The sequence below is a fragment of the Gracilibacillus sp. HCP3S3_G5_2 genome (assembly GCF_052063305.1).
Lineage (GTDB): Bacteria > Bacillota > Bacilli > Bacillales > Amphibacillaceae > Gracilibacillus.
Genome location: NZ_JBQHXU010000008.1, coordinates 206093 through 222453 on the forward strand (window position 1 = coordinate 206093; position 16361 = coordinate 222453).

Genomic DNA, 16361 nt, shown 5'->3' on the forward strand with positions numbered 1-16361 from the left:
TCAATCATTAAGACTGGTAACGAAATACAATTAATTCATCCAACTGTTTTTCCTGTTTACAATCAATCTTTTTCTGTTTCATTAATTCCAATATTGCAATAAATGTAGCTACTATATATGTTCTGGATGTCACCGGAAAAAGCTGATAAAAAGAAATTGGTTTATCTATTTGAGAGACAGTCTCCATAATTTCATCCATACGCTGATCTATAGGTATTTCTTGACGTTGAACAGAAGTCTCCATAGGACGGTTCCATTTTTTTCTTTCCATCACTTTTCCAATTGCCTCGATCATATCATAAATGTTTGCGGCCCCTTCAGGTAAATGGTATCGATCTTCTTCCTCCATCTGCACAGGTGGCCTAGTATGAACTTGGCTCTGTTCCACTTCTCTTTCTTTAAGATGCTCTGCCGCTTCTTTATACTTTCGGTATTCTATCAGTCGACGCATCAATTCTTCACGTGGATCTTCTTCATATTCCTCTTCTATTTCAACAGTAGGATTTGGTAATAACAGCTTACTCTTAATTTCCAATAATGTAGCTGCCATCACCAAGTACTCACTTGCTATATTAAGTTCTAATTGTTGCATCGTATGGATATATGCCATATACTGTGCAGTTATTTCTTTTACCGGAATATCGTAAATATCGATTTCGTACTTATTGATTAGGTGTAGTAACAAGTCTAGAGGTCCTTCAAATGTATCTAACTTAACTTGATAATGATCAGGCATACAGATACCTCCCACAATAAAATAACAGATTTATAGGCTAATTAATACAAATGCCTATACCATATGTTTAAAAATGCATACATTAATCTCGAGAAGTCAATTTATAATCGATAAAAAATTTTTAGGAGGTTTGAAAATGGGTTACTCATACGGCGGTGGCTTTGCTTTAATCGTTGTGTTGTTCATTCTTTTAATCATTGTTGGTGCTGCTTGGTGCTAGAATAAATGCAACATAGCTTATCGCTACTTTATGACGATAAGCTTATTCAGTAAATGGTTACTTAAAAGAACCTTTGCTATTTCATGATTAGCAAAGGTTCTTTACGCTTTTATTCATCCGTATTTTCAGTGCATTTTTCTAGAAATTTTTCCGTCTGTTTATTTGCAATCACTTTATAAGATGTACCATAATGATTTTTCAGAGCATTAACCATTTTCTTTCCAATTCCCATATTTCGATGTGATGGATTAACTGATATATGCTGGACAACAGCAGATTGAGATAATTTATCCAGATAAACGCCAATCGCTCCTAGCACATCTTCCTCTTCTTTCCATAGAAATAATTGCCAGTCCTCATTCGTTTCATATTCTTTTATTGTATCTTGAAGCTTTGTTACTTCTTTTTCATCGGGCATAAAGGAAAGTAATCCCATAGCTATTTTTTCAAATCTTTTCTTAAAGCGAATTAACATATTGAACCCCTCATTATTCATAACAATTCATATATTGATATGTTATGTTTTCATCCAAAAGTCGTTACTATTTAATTATTTCCAATTACTAGGAAGAAAATACAATTCCAAACCAATAATAACAACCCCATACAATTCCTAACACTAATAAAACAAGAAATAATAAACTATTTTTTTTGCGCATCTCTATCGTTCCTTCGCGTTCATAGAATATGAGCTTTCCTTCACTTACAATATTATATTCCCTTTTCGATGTCAATCCCTATCTAACCATAGCTATTTACATCGTTTTTAAACTTCAGATACTCGTACAGTTTTCATTGCATCACCTTGACGAATACGAAGCACCGTATCCATTCCTTCAATCACTTGACCAAAAACAGTATGAACGCCATCAAGATGTGGTTGTGGTTCATGTACTAAGAAAAATTGGCTGCCACCAGTGTCTTTACCCGCATGTGCCATGGATAGTGATCCAGCAACATGCTTATGCGGATTTCCTTCTGTTTCGCATTTTATCGTATAACCAGGTCCTCCCATTCCAGTACCTGTTGGATCTCCACCTTGTGCAACAAATCCAGGGATTACACGATGAAAGATAACACCATCATAAAATTGATCATTAGCTAATTTTTCAAAGTTAGCAACCGTGTTAGGAGCTGCATCTTCAAATAACTCCAAAACAATTCTTTCTCCATTTTCAAATTCGATTACTGCTTGTTTCATTTTTATTCCTCCTATTCATAAGATAAGTCATTTTTAACCATATCTTCAAATGATTCTCGTTTTATAACCAATTTATCTTGCCCGTCTTCAACAAATACAACAGCAGCTTTAGGGAATCGATTATAATGATTAGACATAGAGTAACCGTAAGCCCCTGTAGAGAACACAGCTATAATATCGTTATGACGAACTTTTGGCAACTTAATATCCCAAATCAGCATATCACCTGACTCACAACATTTACCAGCAAGTGATATTTCTTCATTATCGCCTCCATGCACATTATTTGCAATGACGGCATCATACTTGGCATTATATAATGCTGGACGGATATTATCCGTCATCCCACCGTCTATTGATACATACTTTCTCACATTTGGTATTTCCTTTATAGAACCAATCGAATATAAAGTTATTCCTGCATCCCCGACAATCGACCTGCCAGGCTCCACCCATATTTCAGGAAATGTCATCTCATATTGCTTTACCTGCTCACTGATTTTGTCAATTAAAGCTTTTACATAAGCTGACAATGGTAAGGGTTCGTCTTCCTTAGTATACCGGATTCCAAATCCGCCACCAACATTTAACACTTCGGACTCAAATTGATAGCGATCTGCCCAAACGTTCAATGTTTGAAAAAGCCTTTCAATTGCTAATATGAATCCCCCGGTTTCAAATATTTGAGAACCGATATGACAATGCAGGCCTTTTACATGAATCTGATCATACTTCATCAGTTTCTGTAAAGCTTCTTCCGCTTGTCCGTTAGCTAGATCGAAACCAAATTTCGAATCCTCATTACCTGTTAAAATATAATCATGTGTATGTGCTTCAATTCCAGGAGTCACTCTTATTAAGACATCCATTTCTTTCTTCTGCTCTTCTAATACATGCGCTAATAAATCTATCTCATAAAAGTTATCCACCACAATACAGCCGATATCATGCTCTACTGCCATGGATATTTCTTCCATACTTTTATTATTGCCGTGCATGTGAATTTTATCGACAGGAAAATTTGCCTGTAACGCTGTATATAATTCACCTTGAGAAACAACATCCAAGCTTAATTTTTCTTGTTTGGCAACTTGTAACATAGCGATCGAAGAAAATGCTTTACTTGCATATGCAACTTGTGCTTGTATACCATGCTCTCTAAAAGTGTCGACAAATGCTCGAGCATTTTCGCGAATTTTGTTGACGTCATAAACGAATAATGGGGTACCGTATTTTTGCGCTAAATCAACCGCATCCATACCACCAATCGTTAAATGGCCATCCTTATTTACCACATACGGATGTAACATCTATTGACCCTCACCTTCTCCCTTATTGCTGCAATTCATCAAACAAAAATCCCTTATCCCCTTCATTTTTAATTAGAAGGGCAGACAAGGGATAATTGATTTCCCATTTCTCAAGCTCTAACAAAGTATAAAGATAATTTATCACAGGCTAATCTCCAGTTCAAGTGTTTATATCGGATTATCCTTGATTTTGATTATTTTTAGGTTTAACAATACTAGGTCTTGTCTTAGACAACGGCATGGATAAACGGAATAAAATTTGCCATAGTGCTTTCTCATTAAATGGTATTAATGGCCACAAATACGGAGTTTGCAAGGACCTTGTTGCTAGTAATAGTAACAGCAGAACAGTCATTCCGATTACTAGCCCTTTTACTTGAAATAAGAAAGTTACAATGATCAGAGCAATCCTAGCGATCTTATTAGCCACACTTAACTCATAACTAGGTGTAGCAAATGATCCAACAGCGCTAATAGCAACATAGAGAATTACTTCTGCACTAAACAATCCGACTTCAATAGCTATTTCCCCAATTAACACAGCAGCAATTAACCCCATAGCAGTGGAAAGTGGTGTAGGTGTATGAATGGCAGCCATCCGTAGAAATTCAATTCCGATATCTGCTAATAAAATTTGGACGATTATCGGAACATTTCCTGTTTCATTTGGTCCAATAAATTGTAGATTTTCAGGTAATAATTCAGGCTCAATTACAAAAAGTAACCATAATGGTAATAGAAATAAAGAAGCAACAATGCCGATAAACCTTACCCATCGGACAAATGTACCTACGGCTGGAGATTCTCTGTATTCCTCCGCATGTTGAACATGATGAAAATAGGTAGTTGGCATAATAATCATGCTTGGTGAAGTATCAACCATGATGAGAACATGCCCTTCAAATAGATGTGTCGCGGCTACATCTGGCCTTTCTGTATATCTAACTAGTGGATAGGGATTGATTCCTTGATGAACCAGGTATTCTTCAATCGTCTTATCAGCCATTGAAAGTCCATCTACTTCTATTTGGTCCAACTCATCTTTTATTAGCTCTACAAGTCCTGTATCTGCGACATCTTGTAAATAAGATATACATATATCTGTTTTAGAACGCTCGCCAACTTGAATCATTTCATGGCGTAATCTTTCATCTCTAATTCGTCTTCTTGTAAGAGCTGTATTTTCAATAATATTTTCCGTATAACCATCTCTTGAACCTCTGATAACCTTCTCAGTATCTGGCTCTTCAGGTGCTCTTCCAGGATAGTTACGAACATCAATAATAAAACACTCTTCTTTGCCATCTACAAAAATAACGAGAAGGCCCGATAACATCTGATCAACCGCTTCATCCATTGTTTTTGCCTTTTCTACTTGCTGATGAACGATGCGGTTATTGATCACATCATATATTTGATGATTTGGTTTTTCTTCATCATTGATCGAAATTAATTTTTTTATTACTTCAATAACGAAATCTGTATCGACTAATCCTGTCACATAATATAACTGGATTTTTTTCTCAAAAATCGTTAATTCACGAAAGCCAACATCGAAAGATACATCGATACCTAATTTTGTTTCCATGTATTGTTGATTTTTCAATAATATGCGGTTAACGGGGGTTTTTTTCTTCTTTTTTTTAACCATAATGAACTCCTTCTTATATAATATCTACAAAGATAATCCATTGAAATAATGATCCAGCTATTTTGCCAATAACTATTGCCATTAGTAACCATAGTAGTTCTTTATCGATCCCTAATCTTTTCATCAATATCGGAAATACATTCAATACTTCTGTTAATGCGGCTGCTAACATCCCGACAAAAATCCCATGCAATAAGCCCCAAAAACCAAGTATTAAAGCAGGCAAGTATACTGTCCAGTCTGTGAAAGTTAGATATGTTCCAAGCAAGGCACCTACAATAACACTTGCTTGATAATGGTTCATCGATTCAATCGATTTACTTAACTGAACCAATCTCGGGATGATTCCTAATACGGTTAAGAAAGCAACAAAACCTGCCCCTACCATTAACCCTGATCCGAATCCAATTGCTACCTCCGTTACGATATATGTTAATTCACGAATCATTCGGTTTATTTAAAACATTCTCATGATAGATTAAATATTGATCAAGGTCCTGCTGATAGTTAAACATTTCAACTTCTAATGGGCTAGGCTCTTCATTAAAACGTTTTTTGAAAATATGATTAAAAAACAGGATCATCCCTAATCCTAAACCGATCGAATACGGGATTTGAATCCAAAGAGGCTTATTCACTCGTTCCCCTGTTAACAGATAATACAATCCCTGGTGTACTTCTTCCATGCTGACATCATAATGGAAATTCATGATTGCCATTGCCGAGCCGATACAGAGAAGTAGCCAAATGAGTAGAATTAAAAATATGTTTGCTTTTTTGTTATCTTTTTTTATTTCGACAATAACTTGATTTCCTCCTAATAATTCAACAGACAAAAAGGGATAAGCGGCTACTAACTTATCTAACAAATGGAAACCGTCAATAACAGAAACATTATTATCTTCCTCTTTGATTTGATAAATTTTTAAAGTTTCTAATTGTTTCAAATAATCAATATTCCCTGTGACAAACGCAATGTCTTGGAGCGTTATCAAGTGATTTTTTTCCACAGCAATTTTCTTTTTAAGACGAATATATACTTTTTCTTCCTGCACATTACATCATCCTTTATTATTAACTTGTGAGGAAAATAGTGTTCTTAGTATTAGTTGATTTTATATATTCATTCATAAGATCGAAAAACCCGCTTAAAGCTGAACAAATATCGATTGCTTAGTGTGAAGTGGACTTTTACTCTAACAGATGTAGTGGAGGATAAATCAGCGTTGACGAATCAACATTTCCATTATTCCAAGCATTTTATTCTGCCGAAAAGGGTATTACTGCCTCTCTACAATTAAGAACAGTCGAAGCCCAAGTTACATAGCATAAAAAAAAAGACTACCCCACAGGATAATCTTAATTGGTGATTTCTTCTTTTATTTTCTCTAGTATTTTCTTTTCAATTCGAGAAACTTGCACTTGTGAAATTCCCAGTCGGTTTGCAACCTCTGTTTGTGTTTTATCCTTATAATATCTTAAGTAAACAATCAATCGTTCTCTTTCATCCAAATCTTTAATAACTTGTTCCATGGTTAATTTGTCAAACCAATTATCATTAACGTCTGCAATTTGATCCAATAATGTAATAGGATCACCATCATTTTCATAAACTGTTTCATGGATCGACTGTGGTTTCTTCGTTGCTTCCTGAGCATGGATAATGTCCTCTGGAGTTAGATCCAGTTTATCGGCAATTTCTTGTACAGTTGGTGCTCTTGCAAGTTCTTTTGTCAGTTCATCTGTTACTCGTCTAATTTTATTACCTGTTTCTTTTAATGATCTGCTAACTTTTACCGTACCGTCATCCCGTATAAACCGTTGTATTTCACCGATTATCATCGGGACTGCATAAGTAGAGAATTTTACATCGTACTCTAAATCAAACTTGTCAATCGATTTTAATAATCCAATACAACCAATCTGAAACAAATCATCTTGATCATAGCCTCTATTCAGAAAACGCTGGACTACAGACCAGACGAGACGAATGTTTTTCTCTACTAATAACGATCTTGCTTCTTCATCACCTTGCTGGCTTAACCGAATATACCTCTTTACATCTTTATCATCTAATGGCGATGCTTGAGTCATTTTTGTTTTCATAGACATCACCTAATTACACATGGTCTTGCTAGTTTGAAAATCTTTTGTCATTTTCACCTTAGTGCCTTCTCCTGGATAGGAAATAATTTCAACTTTGTCCATGAAATTTTCCATTATGGTAAATCCCATTCCTGATCGTTCAAGTTCAGGCTTCGAGGTATATAGTGGTTCTTTCGCTAAATCAATATTATCAATTCCCATTCCTTCATCTTCAATTAAAATCGATAAGGTTTGATCGGTTAATGTACAAGAGATATAGACGTAGTGGTTGGGATCTTCCTCATAACCATGAATAATAGCATTCGTTACTGCTTCCGAAACAACTGTTTTTATTTCTGTCAATTCATCCATGTTCGGATCAATTTGAGATACAAATGACGCAACTGCTACTCTAGCAAAAGCTTCATTTTCACTAACACTTTTGAATTTTAACTCCATTGCATTATTCATGATGCCACCCCCAAACTAGATAGCGCATAATCCTCATTTAACTCTAATCTAACAATTTTAAATAATCCCGACATATTAAACAGCCTTTTAACGGCAGGGTTTACGGAACAAACAATCATTTCTCCACCTAGTTGTTTCACTTCTTTATACCTTCCTAAGACAACCCCGAGACCAGAACTATCCATAAAATGTAAGGCATCGAGGTTTAAAATGACATGTTTGATTCCTTTTTGTTGGAGTTTTTCCTGCCATTCTATCTTTAATCTGGCAGCAGAATGGTGATCCAATTCACCATCCAACCGGACAATTAATACATCTTCGACAACAGTAAATTGTGTCTGTAATTGCATATCGATCCCTCCCAGTTAATTTCTGTAATACATTTTTCTATATCTCATCTACTAAATCCTGCTTGTTGACAAAACTAGAACTAAATCGTTAAAAAAAACACTTATTCGACCAATACTATGGCCTAAAAGAAAGATTGAAATGTCCTTTTAAATAGTTGAAATATATTAGCATGATTAATATCCTCTAACACAATTAAATCAGTCTCGCTAATAATATCTTCTCCTTCTACCACTTGCAGCTTACCAACCATTGTCCCTTTTTCAAGTGGTAAGGTAATATCCTGATTAATAGTTATTTTAGTATCAAATTGACTTGTATCAGTTCCTTTAGGATAAAGAACAGAAACAGAATCACTTGTGACCACATCTACCTTTTGTTTATCCGCTTTTAACCATTCAAACGAAGTTACGGACTGATTTTTATCGTATAATGGTTTTGTCTCAAATTTTGTATATGCATAATCTAATAGCTGTGTCACATCACTATTACGAGCTTTTGTATTTTCTGCTCCCATCACAACAGCTATTGTTCTCATCCCAGCTTTTTCTGCAGTTGCAGTTAAGCAATATTTAGCTTCACTTGTGTATCCAGTTTTTAGCCCATCTACACCATCATAGAATCGAACTAGTTTATTGGTATTAACTAACCAAAATTCATTCTTTGAACCTTTGCGCAAATAATCTTCGTAAATGCTTGTGTATTTTGTAATATCCTCGTGTTTCAGTAACTCCTTTGCCATCAACGCCATATCATGTGCTGTGCTATAATGGTCTTTTGCAGGTAATCCAGTGGAATTTTGGAAATTAGTAGATTTAAGTCCTAATTCTTCCACTTTATTGTTCATCATTTTCACAAAGGCCTGCTCACTGCCAGCAATTCTTTCAGCTAAAGCCACACTTGCATCATTAGCGGATGCAATAGCAATTCCCTTCATCAAATCATCAACTGTCATCTCTTCTCCGGCTTCTAAAAAGATTTGCGATCCCCCCATTGATGCTGCAGTCTCGCTGACTCTGACTTGTTCATTAAGAGATAATTCTCCTTTTTCTATTGCTTCCATAATTAATAACATCGTCATAATTTTCGTCATACTTGCTGGTGGTAATTTCTCATTAGAATTTTTATCAAATAATATATTCCCTGTATCACGCTCAATGAGTATTGCTGACTCTGAATTTGGAGCTAATTCCAATGATTCAGCTTCATTTACTTCGATTGCAACATGATTTTCTTCATGATGAGCAAATACACTACCTTGGTTAATCCCCAACATCATTATAACAGCGAATAAAGTTAAGCCTATTTTTTTCAACACGGTCACCTCCGATTAATAACATTTCTATTTTTTCCAAAATAAACTAAAAGTATAACTAGTAAATGAAATTTCTTTCAAACAACTAGATGTAGCTTACTAACTGGAATATGGCGGCGTGATATAAGAGGAAAAGCTTGAAGAAATATTAGTAGTAATTTAAAAAACGTCACGATAATAATCGTGACGTCTTATGCTCTCGGATGACTAGTTTTATAAATATCTTTTAATCTCGTTTTAGAAACGTGCGTGTAAATTTGAGTGGTAGATATATCAGCGTGCCCGAGCATTTCTTGAACAGCCCTTAGGTCAGCACCATTTTCTAACAGATGGGTTGCAAAAGAATGTCTCAACGTATGTGGAGACAGTTCCTTTTCAATTCCTGCTGATTTAGCAATATCTTTAATGATTTTCCAAAAACCTTGACGTGATAATGGATTACCATGATGGTTGACAAATACGGTTTCCGTTTGTTTCTTTTTCACTAATTCATTTCTGGCAGATTGGATATATAACTCAAGAGCATCTTTAGCAATCTCGCCTAATGGAACAATCCGTTCTTTCGAGCCTTTTCCAAAACAGCGTACAAACCCCATAGCTAAATGCAAATCACTCATTTTCAAATTAATTAATTCAGATACACGCAATCCTGTCGCATAAAGTGTTTCTAACATTGCTTTATTGCGAATTGAGTATTTATCTTTAGTCGGGATATCCAATAACTTATCAATATCCTTTGTAGATAATACTTTCGGCAATTTTCTGTTAGCTTTAGGGGTTTCAATATGTAGACTAGGGTCTTCTTTCAATTGATATTCTCTTATTAAAAATTGATGAAATAATCTTAAAGTAGACAGCATTCTTGCTATGGTGGCGGATGATTTACCCTGGTCGTTCATAAAATATAGAAATTGCATAATATCATGACGACCAGCTTGTTTCCATTCTGTTAAATGCCTTTCACCTTGAAGAAATTGATAATACTTTAACAAATCGCGTTTGTATGCTTGTAATGTATTATCTGACAATCCTCTTTCTATTTTCAAAAAGTGAAAAAACTCTTCTATTGGATATTGCATTTCATCCATTTTTTATTCTCCCAATCGAAAAAAGATACTTAACCGCTCCCAAACATCTGCTTCTTCCTGTTGAAATACTTTCACTGCATTACCTTGAGGATATTCGTAACGATCTAATTTTTCATATTCTTGATGCAATGCTTTTATCACATAGTAAAATAAAATGGTACATAGTACAAAAATAATAAAAAACTTCATCATTTCCAAAAAAATCTTTATAACGGATGACATTTGGCATTCTCCTAATAGAATAGATATACTCTATTAGAATTTATACCGATAATATTTAAAAATATACCTATTTAACAGATAATTTTTTTGCTTCACAATTTTGGCAAATCCGATCTTGGCATTTTTGACATATTCCATGGAACGTTAATCGATGATCTTTCACAATAAATCCCCAGTCACTCTGAACAATTTGTTCAACCTCTTCTAATAAATCATCCATTATCTCCTCAACAGAACCACATTCCGTACAAACTAAATGATGATGGAAATGCTTTGCTCCTTCTTTTCTGAGATCGTAGCGAGAAACTCCATCACCAAAATTAATTTTATCCACTATTTCTAGTTCCGTTAATAATTCCAATGTTCTATATACTGTTGCTAATCCGATTTCGGGTGCTTTATCTTTTACTAATAAATAAACATCTTCCGCACTAAGATGGTCTTCTTCTCTTTCCAATAATACACGAACAGTTGCTTCACGCTGCGGTGTTAATTTATAACTTTGTGCGTGAAGTTCCTTCTTAATACGGTCTAAACGAAGTTCCATAACATAGACCTCCTTACATAGTTTTATTATAAATAGTCCTATGTAAGGTGTCAATTAAAATAATTATAAAAAACAGTAAAAATACATTTTTTATTAATAATAATTATTATTTAATAACTCTATCTGATATTAAGCGCATCATTTCAAAGGAAACGACAGATTCTAATAAAGCAGCTAAGCCTACTACGATCATTAAGCCGATAAAAACTACTGTATACCGATAGAAAATTTGTAAAATCGGTTGCTTATAACGTTTGGAAAAGATACTTTGCAATAATGTTAATGAGAATATCATCGCAAAGCAGCTAGCCATTATATAAATTGGAATGATAATCAGGTTTTGTGGAGCAATAGCTGAAAATGAAAACAATAAACCCGAAAAACCTAACTGATTAACAAAAAATCCTACTGTAAATCCGATAGCTATTCCTTTAACAAATAACAGGACCCAAATAATAGGTAGTCCAATAACAGCTAATCCTAGAAAAAAAAGCAATGCCAAAAATTGGATATGATAAAATGTAGCATTTGTAAATAAAGCTTGTTTGGATATATCTTCATCTTGTAAATAACCAAGAAAGAAACGTTCTAAATAGAAAAATAAATCCTGTTTTTGCACAAACGTAATACTATTAACAATGATCGCACCAAAAATAATCCCTGTAATAAAAAGGATAATGGTAAATATATAAATAGTATGATATTTTGAAAAATGATTGGAAATTGGCTTTCTATTTTTTGCTAACTTCAATTTATTCACACCCTCTAATTATGTTCTCGTTTCAATCTATGAATGAATTGATAGAAATAGAACATAACTAGAAAAGGTTTTATACGTTACATAATATTTAAATGGTTAACTTTTGATTCTGCCATAACGACCTCCTCCTCCCTCATCAAATTGCAGCTTACCTTCACGTAATTGAATAATCATATTCGCAAGGTTCTCTCCTACAATTTTTGTCAAGTCTTCCTTAGATACATAATGAATAATATTCATTTCCGTACCGTAATGAGCTAATAACTTGTCCAACGTTTTGGGACCGAGCTTAGGTAGATATTCAAGCGGAACTTGATAAATATAATCTGGCCTCTTCACCCTGCTATCTTGATCGCAAGCTAATTCTTGTATTCGCTCTGACACTCCCTTAATATATTTGGCAGAACCGCAATTTGTACAGATATTTCCCAGGAATGGAGCTAAACAATTTGCACAAACTGTTGCATAGTACTTTCCTAATTTGGGATTCATTCCGAAATTTCGGATTATTTTACGTTCTTCTTCATTATTTAATGCCATTTTCAACTCCTGAAAGTTAGGTTCTGCTAATAGGATTTGTTGGTATTCTCTTGCGATTTTTGCCAACGAATGGGCGTCTGAGTTAGTTAAGAACGGAAACTGGTGTAACTCCTGAATCTGATCGGCCATCCTAGTATCAGAACTTAACCCAAGTTCAATAGCATCTACTTGTTCAGCGTCAAGTACTTCTGTTAACGAACGGGATACTCCTTTTCCAAACAGACTTTTAAATGGTGTAAACACATGAGCAGGAATAAATAAGCCTCCAAGTTCATGCGTTTTTGTTTGAAGAGTTAGCGCATCTCCATAATAACGTTGTGAACTTAATTCAACGTTTTTCATATGGGTAGTAAGCCATCCGGAAAACACCTTCATATTGTGAAGATACGGAAAGAAACATAATACATGTATTGGACCTTTGCAATTTTGATCATATACTTCTATTTCACTGCCCAAGATTAAAGTCGTTTGCTTAAATTGAATACCTCCGTCTGCAAGTTCAAAAGCAGCACCCTGATTGATTGCTTTCTCTAACTCATTTATCACTGTAGGCGCGTGGCAATCAATAATACCAACAATGTCAATTCCTTTTCGTTCACTTGCCTCTTGTAAAATATTTAATAAAGTTAAATCTTTAGAAGCAGTGATTTTCACTGGCTTCCCTTTTGAATTACGCCCGATGTGAATATGTAAGTCCGCAAAATATTTGTTTAGCATGTTTAATTCAAACCTTTATATTTTAAGTAAAGAATCGCGTAAATTGTTTTTGCATCATGAATCTCTTCTTCAACAATTAATTGTTCTGCCTCTTCTAGAGACAATTCGATTAATTCGACAAATTCATCTTCGTCCAATGCTTTTGGTTGATCTACTCTTTTTAACGCATTGGTTTTGTAAATATACATTATTTCATTAGCAAAACCTGGAGATGTGTAAAAAGAAGTTACATATGTTAATTGATCTGTTGTATATCCTGTTTCTTCTTCCAATTCTCTTAAAGCTGTAACTTCAGGTTTTTCTCCTTTTTCTAACTTACCTGCCGGAATCTCCACTAACGTTTTTTCTAGCGGTTTTCGATATTGTTTAACAAAAACTATTTTATTATCCTCAGTTATCGGAATAATGGCAACAGCTCCTGGATGCTTTACAATTTCTCGTTTGGATGTTTTACCATTTGGTAAAGTGACATCATCCACCTGAACGCTTATTACTTTACCATCAAAAATAGATTTTACTTGTATTGTTTTTTCTTCAAAATTGCTCATAAAATAACATCCTTTCTTCTCAAAGTCCCTTTCATTGTATTTCTTTCTTACGGTTTGTACAATGAATTTATCTAGATAAAGGAGAAAGGATGAATTATATGAAAAAAACAAAGCTTGGAAAGTCTGATTTAGAAGTTTCTCAAATTTCACTTGGTTGTATGTCTTTAGGTACTAAATCAGCAAAAGCTATTGAAATTATTGATGAAGCATTGGAACTCGGCATTAATTATTTAGATACAGCAGATTTATATGATCAAGGGATGAATGAAGAAATCGTCGGTCAAGCGATTAAACACAAACGTGATCAAATTGTTTTAGCAACTAAAGTAGGTAATCATTTAAAAAAAGATGGTAGCTGGTTTTGGGATCCAAGCAAAGCTTATATTAAACAACAGATAAAAGAAAGTTTAAGAAGAATGAAAACTGATTATATTGATTTATATCAATTACATGGTGGGACAATCGAAGACCCGATTGATGAAACAATTGAAGCATTTGAAGAATTAATCGAGGAAGGAGTAATTCGGTATTACGGTATTTCTTCGATTAGACCAAATGTAATTAGAGAATATATTGGTAAATCTAATATCACAAGTGTCATGATGCAATATAGTATGCTCGACCGTCGACCTGAAGAAGAAACGCTAAAACAACTTGCAACTTACGAAATAAGTGTCGTTACGCGAGGATCGCTTGCAAAGGGAATGTTAAGTTCCAAGGGAGTAGAAGTTGTAGCTAAAAAAGGCGAAAAAGGTTATTTAGATTATGATGCAAACACGTTAACAAATACGGTGAAACAGTTACAAGACATTCTACGGGATGACCAAACATTAAATGGTCTGGCATTACAATACGTGTTAGAAGAAAAAGCTGTTGCATCTGTTGTTACTGGCGCAAGTTCGATTGATCAAATAAAGGAAAATGTCTATGCATTAAACCAAGATTTTGAGCCAGAGCAATTTGCAAAAGTTAAAAAAATAACGAAAGCAAATACGTATCAGCAACACCGCTAAGACCAAAAGATAAAGCAGGTTAAATACGAAGAGTCAGGTGAGACTTCCATCAGTGAGGGTTTTGAGCGAGTCCTGGACGTGGCTCAAAACCCTTCATTTTATTGTCGAAGGTCAAATTTAATTTTCCTTCAACAAAAAGAAAAAACGGGTGAAACACACCCGATACTTATTTTAAATCAAAAAGGAGCAAGATATACTATTATACTGATAATATAGATTCAAAACGCATGGAAATTATTATCAGAGGATCTATTGATTTTATCAGAAAACTACTCAATTCTCTTACTATCACAACCAATAAGGAAGTTATATCGCAGTTTATCGATTGTTTGTTAACGGGGATGTTACCGTGCTTACATGGATAAACGGATTTAACATTTCATTAGGACTTGTTAATCGAAAAGTACTACCATTATAGTCTAGTGTCATTTTCTCACTAAAAAATACAGCCTCTTGTTTATGAACGACTACATCATATTGATGACATTCTATCCTTTTATGATATTCTTCTACTGTAGCAATAAGCGAAATAGTGGGCATACCATTTACGCCACACCCACACCCATCTGTATCATAAGTTAAAGCCAAAATACCTGACCTATTTTCTGTTAACGACTTAATCTTCTCTAAAGCATTATTCGTTATAATTAGTTCCACTATGATCCCCTCCACTATTACTATTTTTTCCTGAATGCCGGTTTCAAAATTGATTCCATTATACGCGGAAAATTTTGATACATCTTACTTCCTATATGCATCCAATATGGTAAATTTATTTCTCGCTTATTGGTGAATAGTGATTTTACAATTTGTTTCGCTAGACTTTGTGGGTCTAACATGTATTTTCCCATATTTTTTTGATAGTGACCTTTTGGATCCGCTATATCAAAAAAGGAAGTTTTGACTGGTCCTATATTTACTGTAGTAACAGGGAGCTTTCCTTCCAATTCCATTCGTAAAGCATTCGAAAAACTGATAACACCTGATTTTGTAGCACTGTATACAGCAGATTTAGGTGTTGCTATTTTTCCTGCTTGCGACCCGATATTCACAATATGAGCAGCTGGCTGTTTTAAAAGTACAGGTAATAAATAGTAAGTAGTAAAAAACAAACTATCCAGATTTAATCGGACCATTCTTTCGATACTTTCCCAATTTGTTTGATCAAATCTTTCAAAATATCCTACACCAGCATTATTAATAAGAACATCTATTTTCCCGGCTTCTCGAAGTATATTATCTATTCCCTTTTGCCACTTTTCCCGATCCGTTATATCAACTGGAAAGACAATCGGTTTGACAGCATACAATTCATCTATTTGTTTAGCAATTTCTATTAATTTACTTTCTGTTCTGGCGACAAGTACTGGAATTGCTTGTTGCTCTGCCAACTGAAAAGCTAGAGCTTCACCAATACCACTTGATGCACCCGTTACGAGAACATGTTTTCCTTTTAACTTCTTCATTCTATCAACTCCACTTCTATCATATCATATTCAATAAAGAGGAATAGAGTAATATGAACTGAGCTTGGAATGAATGTTAATTTTTGTTAAAATGAATCAATCAAATAATGAAAGCATTGACTT

The 16361-nt window shown here is 34.4% G+C and carries 21 protein-coding genes; 2 read left to right on the plus strand and 19 right to left on the minus strand.

The window, feature by feature from the left end:
* Positions 1-7: 7 nt before the first annotated feature.
* Positions 8-736, minus strand: coding sequence for a segregation/condensation protein A (locus ACTNEP_RS13585; protein WP_441162558.1), 729 nt, complete (start codon positions 734-736; stop codon positions 8-10).
* Between the two features lie 136 nt (positions 737-872).
* Here ACTNEP_RS13585 and ACTNEP_RS13590 point away from each other — a divergent pair, with 136 nt between their 5' ends.
* Entirely contained in the window at positions 873-956 is an 84-nt protein-coding gene (locus ACTNEP_RS13590; protein WP_100360315.1) for a YjcZ family sporulation protein, read from the plus strand.
* 109 nt (positions 957-1065) lie between these two features.
* On the opposite strand, the gene ACTNEP_RS13595 is transcribed toward ACTNEP_RS13590, so the two are convergent.
* The 16 genes from ACTNEP_RS13595 to ACTNEP_RS13670 all read right to left on the minus strand — a co-directional run bounded on the left by ACTNEP_RS13595 (position 1066) and on the right by ACTNEP_RS13670 (position 13759).
* Entirely contained in the window at positions 1066-1431 is a 366-nt protein-coding gene (locus tag ACTNEP_RS13595) for a GNAT family N-acetyltransferase (protein ID WP_441162559.1), read from the minus strand.
* A gap of 291 nt (positions 1432-1722) precedes the next feature.
* A complete protein-coding gene (locus ACTNEP_RS13600) occupies positions 1723-2157 on the minus strand; it encodes a peptidylprolyl isomerase (RefSeq protein WP_441162560.1) in 435 nt (144 codons plus the stop codon).
* 11 nt (positions 2158-2168) lie between these two features.
* Positions 2169-3467, minus strand: coding sequence for a diaminopimelate decarboxylase (gene lysA, locus ACTNEP_RS13605; protein WP_441162561.1), 1299 nt, complete (start codon positions 3465-3467; stop codon positions 2169-2171).
* Between the two features lie 178 nt (positions 3468-3645).
* A complete protein-coding gene (locus tag ACTNEP_RS13610; RefSeq protein WP_441162562.1) occupies positions 3646-5118 on the minus strand; it encodes a spore germination protein in 1473 nt (490 codons plus the stop codon).
* A 13-nt stretch (positions 5119-5131) separates the two neighbouring features.
* Positions 5132-5566: a stage V sporulation protein AB gene (locus ACTNEP_RS13615; RefSeq protein WP_441162563.1), complete on the minus strand. Its 435-nt coding sequence runs from the start codon at positions 5564-5566 to the stop codon at positions 5132-5134.
* Complete coding sequence (locus tag ACTNEP_RS13620) at positions 5556-6173, minus strand: stage V sporulation protein AA (RefSeq protein WP_441162564.1); 618 nt, start codon at positions 6171-6173, stop codon at positions 5556-5558. Before ACTNEP_RS13620 ends, ACTNEP_RS13615 begins: the two co-directional genes overlap by 11 nt.
* A gap of 304 nt (positions 6174-6477) precedes the next feature.
* Positions 6478-7230: an RNA polymerase sporulation sigma factor SigF gene (gene sigF / locus ACTNEP_RS13625; RefSeq protein ID WP_441162565.1), complete on the minus strand. Its 753-nt coding sequence runs from the start codon at positions 7228-7230 to the stop codon at positions 6478-6480.
* Positions 7231-7233: 3 nt separating this feature from the next.
* Positions 7234-7674, minus strand: coding sequence for an anti-sigma F factor (gene spoIIAB, locus ACTNEP_RS13630; RefSeq protein WP_441162566.1), 441 nt, complete (start codon positions 7672-7674; stop codon positions 7234-7236).
* Entirely contained in the window at positions 7671-8024 is a 354-nt protein-coding gene (gene spoIIAA / locus ACTNEP_RS13635) for an anti-sigma F factor antagonist (protein WP_441162567.1), read from the minus strand. The genes spoIIAB and spoIIAA overlap by 4 nt, the downstream gene beginning before the upstream one ends.
* A gap of 122 nt (positions 8025-8146) precedes the next feature.
* On the minus strand, positions 8147-9337 hold the full coding sequence (locus ACTNEP_RS13640; RefSeq protein ID WP_441162568.1) for a D-alanyl-D-alanine carboxypeptidase family protein: 1191 nt from the start codon (positions 9335-9337) through the stop codon (positions 8147-8149).
* A 191-nt stretch (positions 9338-9528) separates the two neighbouring features.
* Positions 9529-10416, minus strand: a complete 888-nt coding sequence (xerD, locus tag ACTNEP_RS13645; RefSeq protein ID WP_441162606.1) for a site-specific tyrosine recombinase XerD — start codon at positions 10414-10416, stop codon at positions 9529-9531.
* 12 nt (positions 10417-10428) lie between these two features.
* Complete coding sequence (locus tag ACTNEP_RS13650; RefSeq protein WP_441162569.1) at positions 10429-10647, minus strand: DUF4227 family protein; 219 nt, start codon at positions 10645-10647, stop codon at positions 10429-10431.
* Between the two features lie 67 nt (positions 10648-10714).
* Positions 10715-11194, minus strand: a complete 480-nt coding sequence (fur, locus tag ACTNEP_RS13655; protein WP_441162570.1) for a ferric iron uptake transcriptional regulator — start codon at positions 11192-11194, stop codon at positions 10715-10717.
* Positions 11195-11300: 106 nt separating this feature from the next.
* Positions 11301-11945, minus strand: coding sequence for a stage II sporulation protein M (spoIIM, locus tag ACTNEP_RS13660; protein WP_441162571.1), 645 nt, complete (start codon positions 11943-11945; stop codon positions 11301-11303).
* A 105-nt stretch (positions 11946-12050) separates the two neighbouring features.
* Positions 12051-13211, minus strand: coding sequence for an endonuclease Q family protein (locus tag ACTNEP_RS13665; RefSeq protein WP_441162572.1), 1161 nt, complete (start codon positions 13209-13211; stop codon positions 12051-12053).
* Between the two features lie 2 nt (positions 13212-13213).
* Positions 13214-13759 carry an NUDIX hydrolase gene (locus ACTNEP_RS13670; protein WP_441162573.1) on the minus strand — a complete coding sequence of 182 codons (546 nt, stop codon included), beginning with the start codon at positions 13757-13759 and terminating at the stop codon, positions 13214-13216.
* A 98-nt stretch (positions 13760-13857) separates the two neighbouring features.
* Here ACTNEP_RS13670 and ACTNEP_RS13675 point away from each other — a divergent pair, with 98 nt between their 5' ends.
* Positions 13858-14772 carry an aldo/keto reductase gene (locus ACTNEP_RS13675; RefSeq protein WP_441162574.1) on the plus strand — a complete coding sequence of 305 codons (915 nt, stop codon included), beginning with the start codon at positions 13858-13860 and terminating at the stop codon, positions 14770-14772.
* Positions 14773-15090: 318 nt separating this feature from the next.
* Here ACTNEP_RS13675 and ACTNEP_RS13680 read toward each other — a convergent pair whose 3' ends face one another.
* Both ACTNEP_RS13680 and ACTNEP_RS13685 read right to left on the minus strand, forming a co-directional pair.
* The gene (locus ACTNEP_RS13680) at positions 15091-15429 is read right to left on the minus strand and encodes an iron-sulfur cluster biosynthesis family protein (RefSeq protein ID WP_441162575.1); all 339 of its coding nucleotides are present in this window, start codon (positions 15427-15429) and stop codon (positions 15091-15093) included.
* Positions 15430-15449: 20 nt separating this feature from the next.
* Positions 15450-16238 carry an SDR family NAD(P)-dependent oxidoreductase gene (locus tag ACTNEP_RS13685; protein WP_441162576.1) on the minus strand — a complete coding sequence of 263 codons (789 nt, stop codon included), beginning with the start codon at positions 16236-16238 and terminating at the stop codon, positions 15450-15452.
* Positions 16239-16361 lie beyond the last annotated feature (123 nt).

Bases quoted from the DNA above. Each gene is read 5' to 3' on its own strand.
- ACTNEP_RS13600 (WP_441162560.1), bottom strand. From the start codon at position 2,157: ATGAAACAAGCAGTAATCGAATTTGAAAATGGAGAAAGAATTGTTTTG.
- spoIIAA (WP_441162567.1), bottom strand. From the start codon at position 8,024: ATGCAATTACAGACACAATTTACTGTTGTCGAAGATGTATTAATTGTC.
- spoIIAB (WP_441162566.1), bottom strand. From the start codon at position 7,674: ATGAATAATGCAATGGAGTTAAAATTCAAAAGTGTTAGTGAAAATGAA.
- lysA (WP_441162561.1), bottom strand. From the start codon at position 3,467: ATGTTACATCCGTATGTGGTAAATAAGGATGGCCATTTAACGATTGGT.
- ACTNEP_RS13665 (WP_441162572.1), bottom strand. From the start codon at position 13,211: ATGCTAAACAAATATTTTGCGGACTTACATATTCACATCGGGCGTAAT.
- fur (WP_441162570.1), bottom strand. From the start codon at position 11,194: ATGGAACTTCGTTTAGACCGTATTAAGAAGGAACTTCACGCACAAAGT.
- xerD (WP_441162606.1), bottom strand. From the start codon at position 10,416: ATGCAATATCCAATAGAAGAGTTTTTTCACTTTTTGAAAATAGAAAGA.
- ACTNEP_RS13615 (WP_441162563.1), bottom strand. From the start codon at position 5,566: ATGATTCGTGAATTAACATATATCGTAACGGAGGTAGCAATTGGATTC.
- ACTNEP_RS13610 (WP_441162562.1), bottom strand. From the start codon at position 5,118: ATGGTTAAAAAAAAGAAGAAAAAAACCCCCGTTAACCGCATATTATTG.
- ACTNEP_RS13670 (WP_441162573.1), bottom strand. From the start codon at position 13,759: ATGAGCAATTTTGAAGAAAAAACAATACAAGTAAAATCTATTTTTGAT.
- ACTNEP_RS13650 (WP_441162569.1), bottom strand. From the start codon at position 10,647: ATGTCATCCGTTATAAAGATTTTTTTGGAAATGATGAAGTTTTTTATT.
- ACTNEP_RS13685 (WP_441162576.1), bottom strand. From the start codon at position 16,238: ATGAAGAAGTTAAAAGGAAAACATGTTCTCGTAACGGGTGCATCAAGT.
- ACTNEP_RS13585 (WP_441162558.1), bottom strand. From the start codon at position 736: ATGCCTGATCATTATCAAGTTAAGTTAGATACATTTGAAGGACCTCTA.
- ACTNEP_RS13590 (WP_100360315.1), top strand. From the start codon at position 873: ATGGGTTACTCATACGGCGGTGGCTTTGCTTTAATCGTTGTGTTGTTC.
- sigF (WP_441162565.1), bottom strand. From the start codon at position 7,230: ATGTCTATGAAAACAAAAATGACTCAAGCATCGCCATTAGATGATAAA.
- ACTNEP_RS13675 (WP_441162574.1), top strand. From the start codon at position 13,858: ATGAAAAAAACAAAGCTTGGAAAGTCTGATTTAGAAGTTTCTCAAATT.
- ACTNEP_RS13595 (WP_441162559.1), bottom strand. From the start codon at position 1,431: ATGTTAATTCGCTTTAAGAAAAGATTTGAAAAAATAGCTATGGGATTA.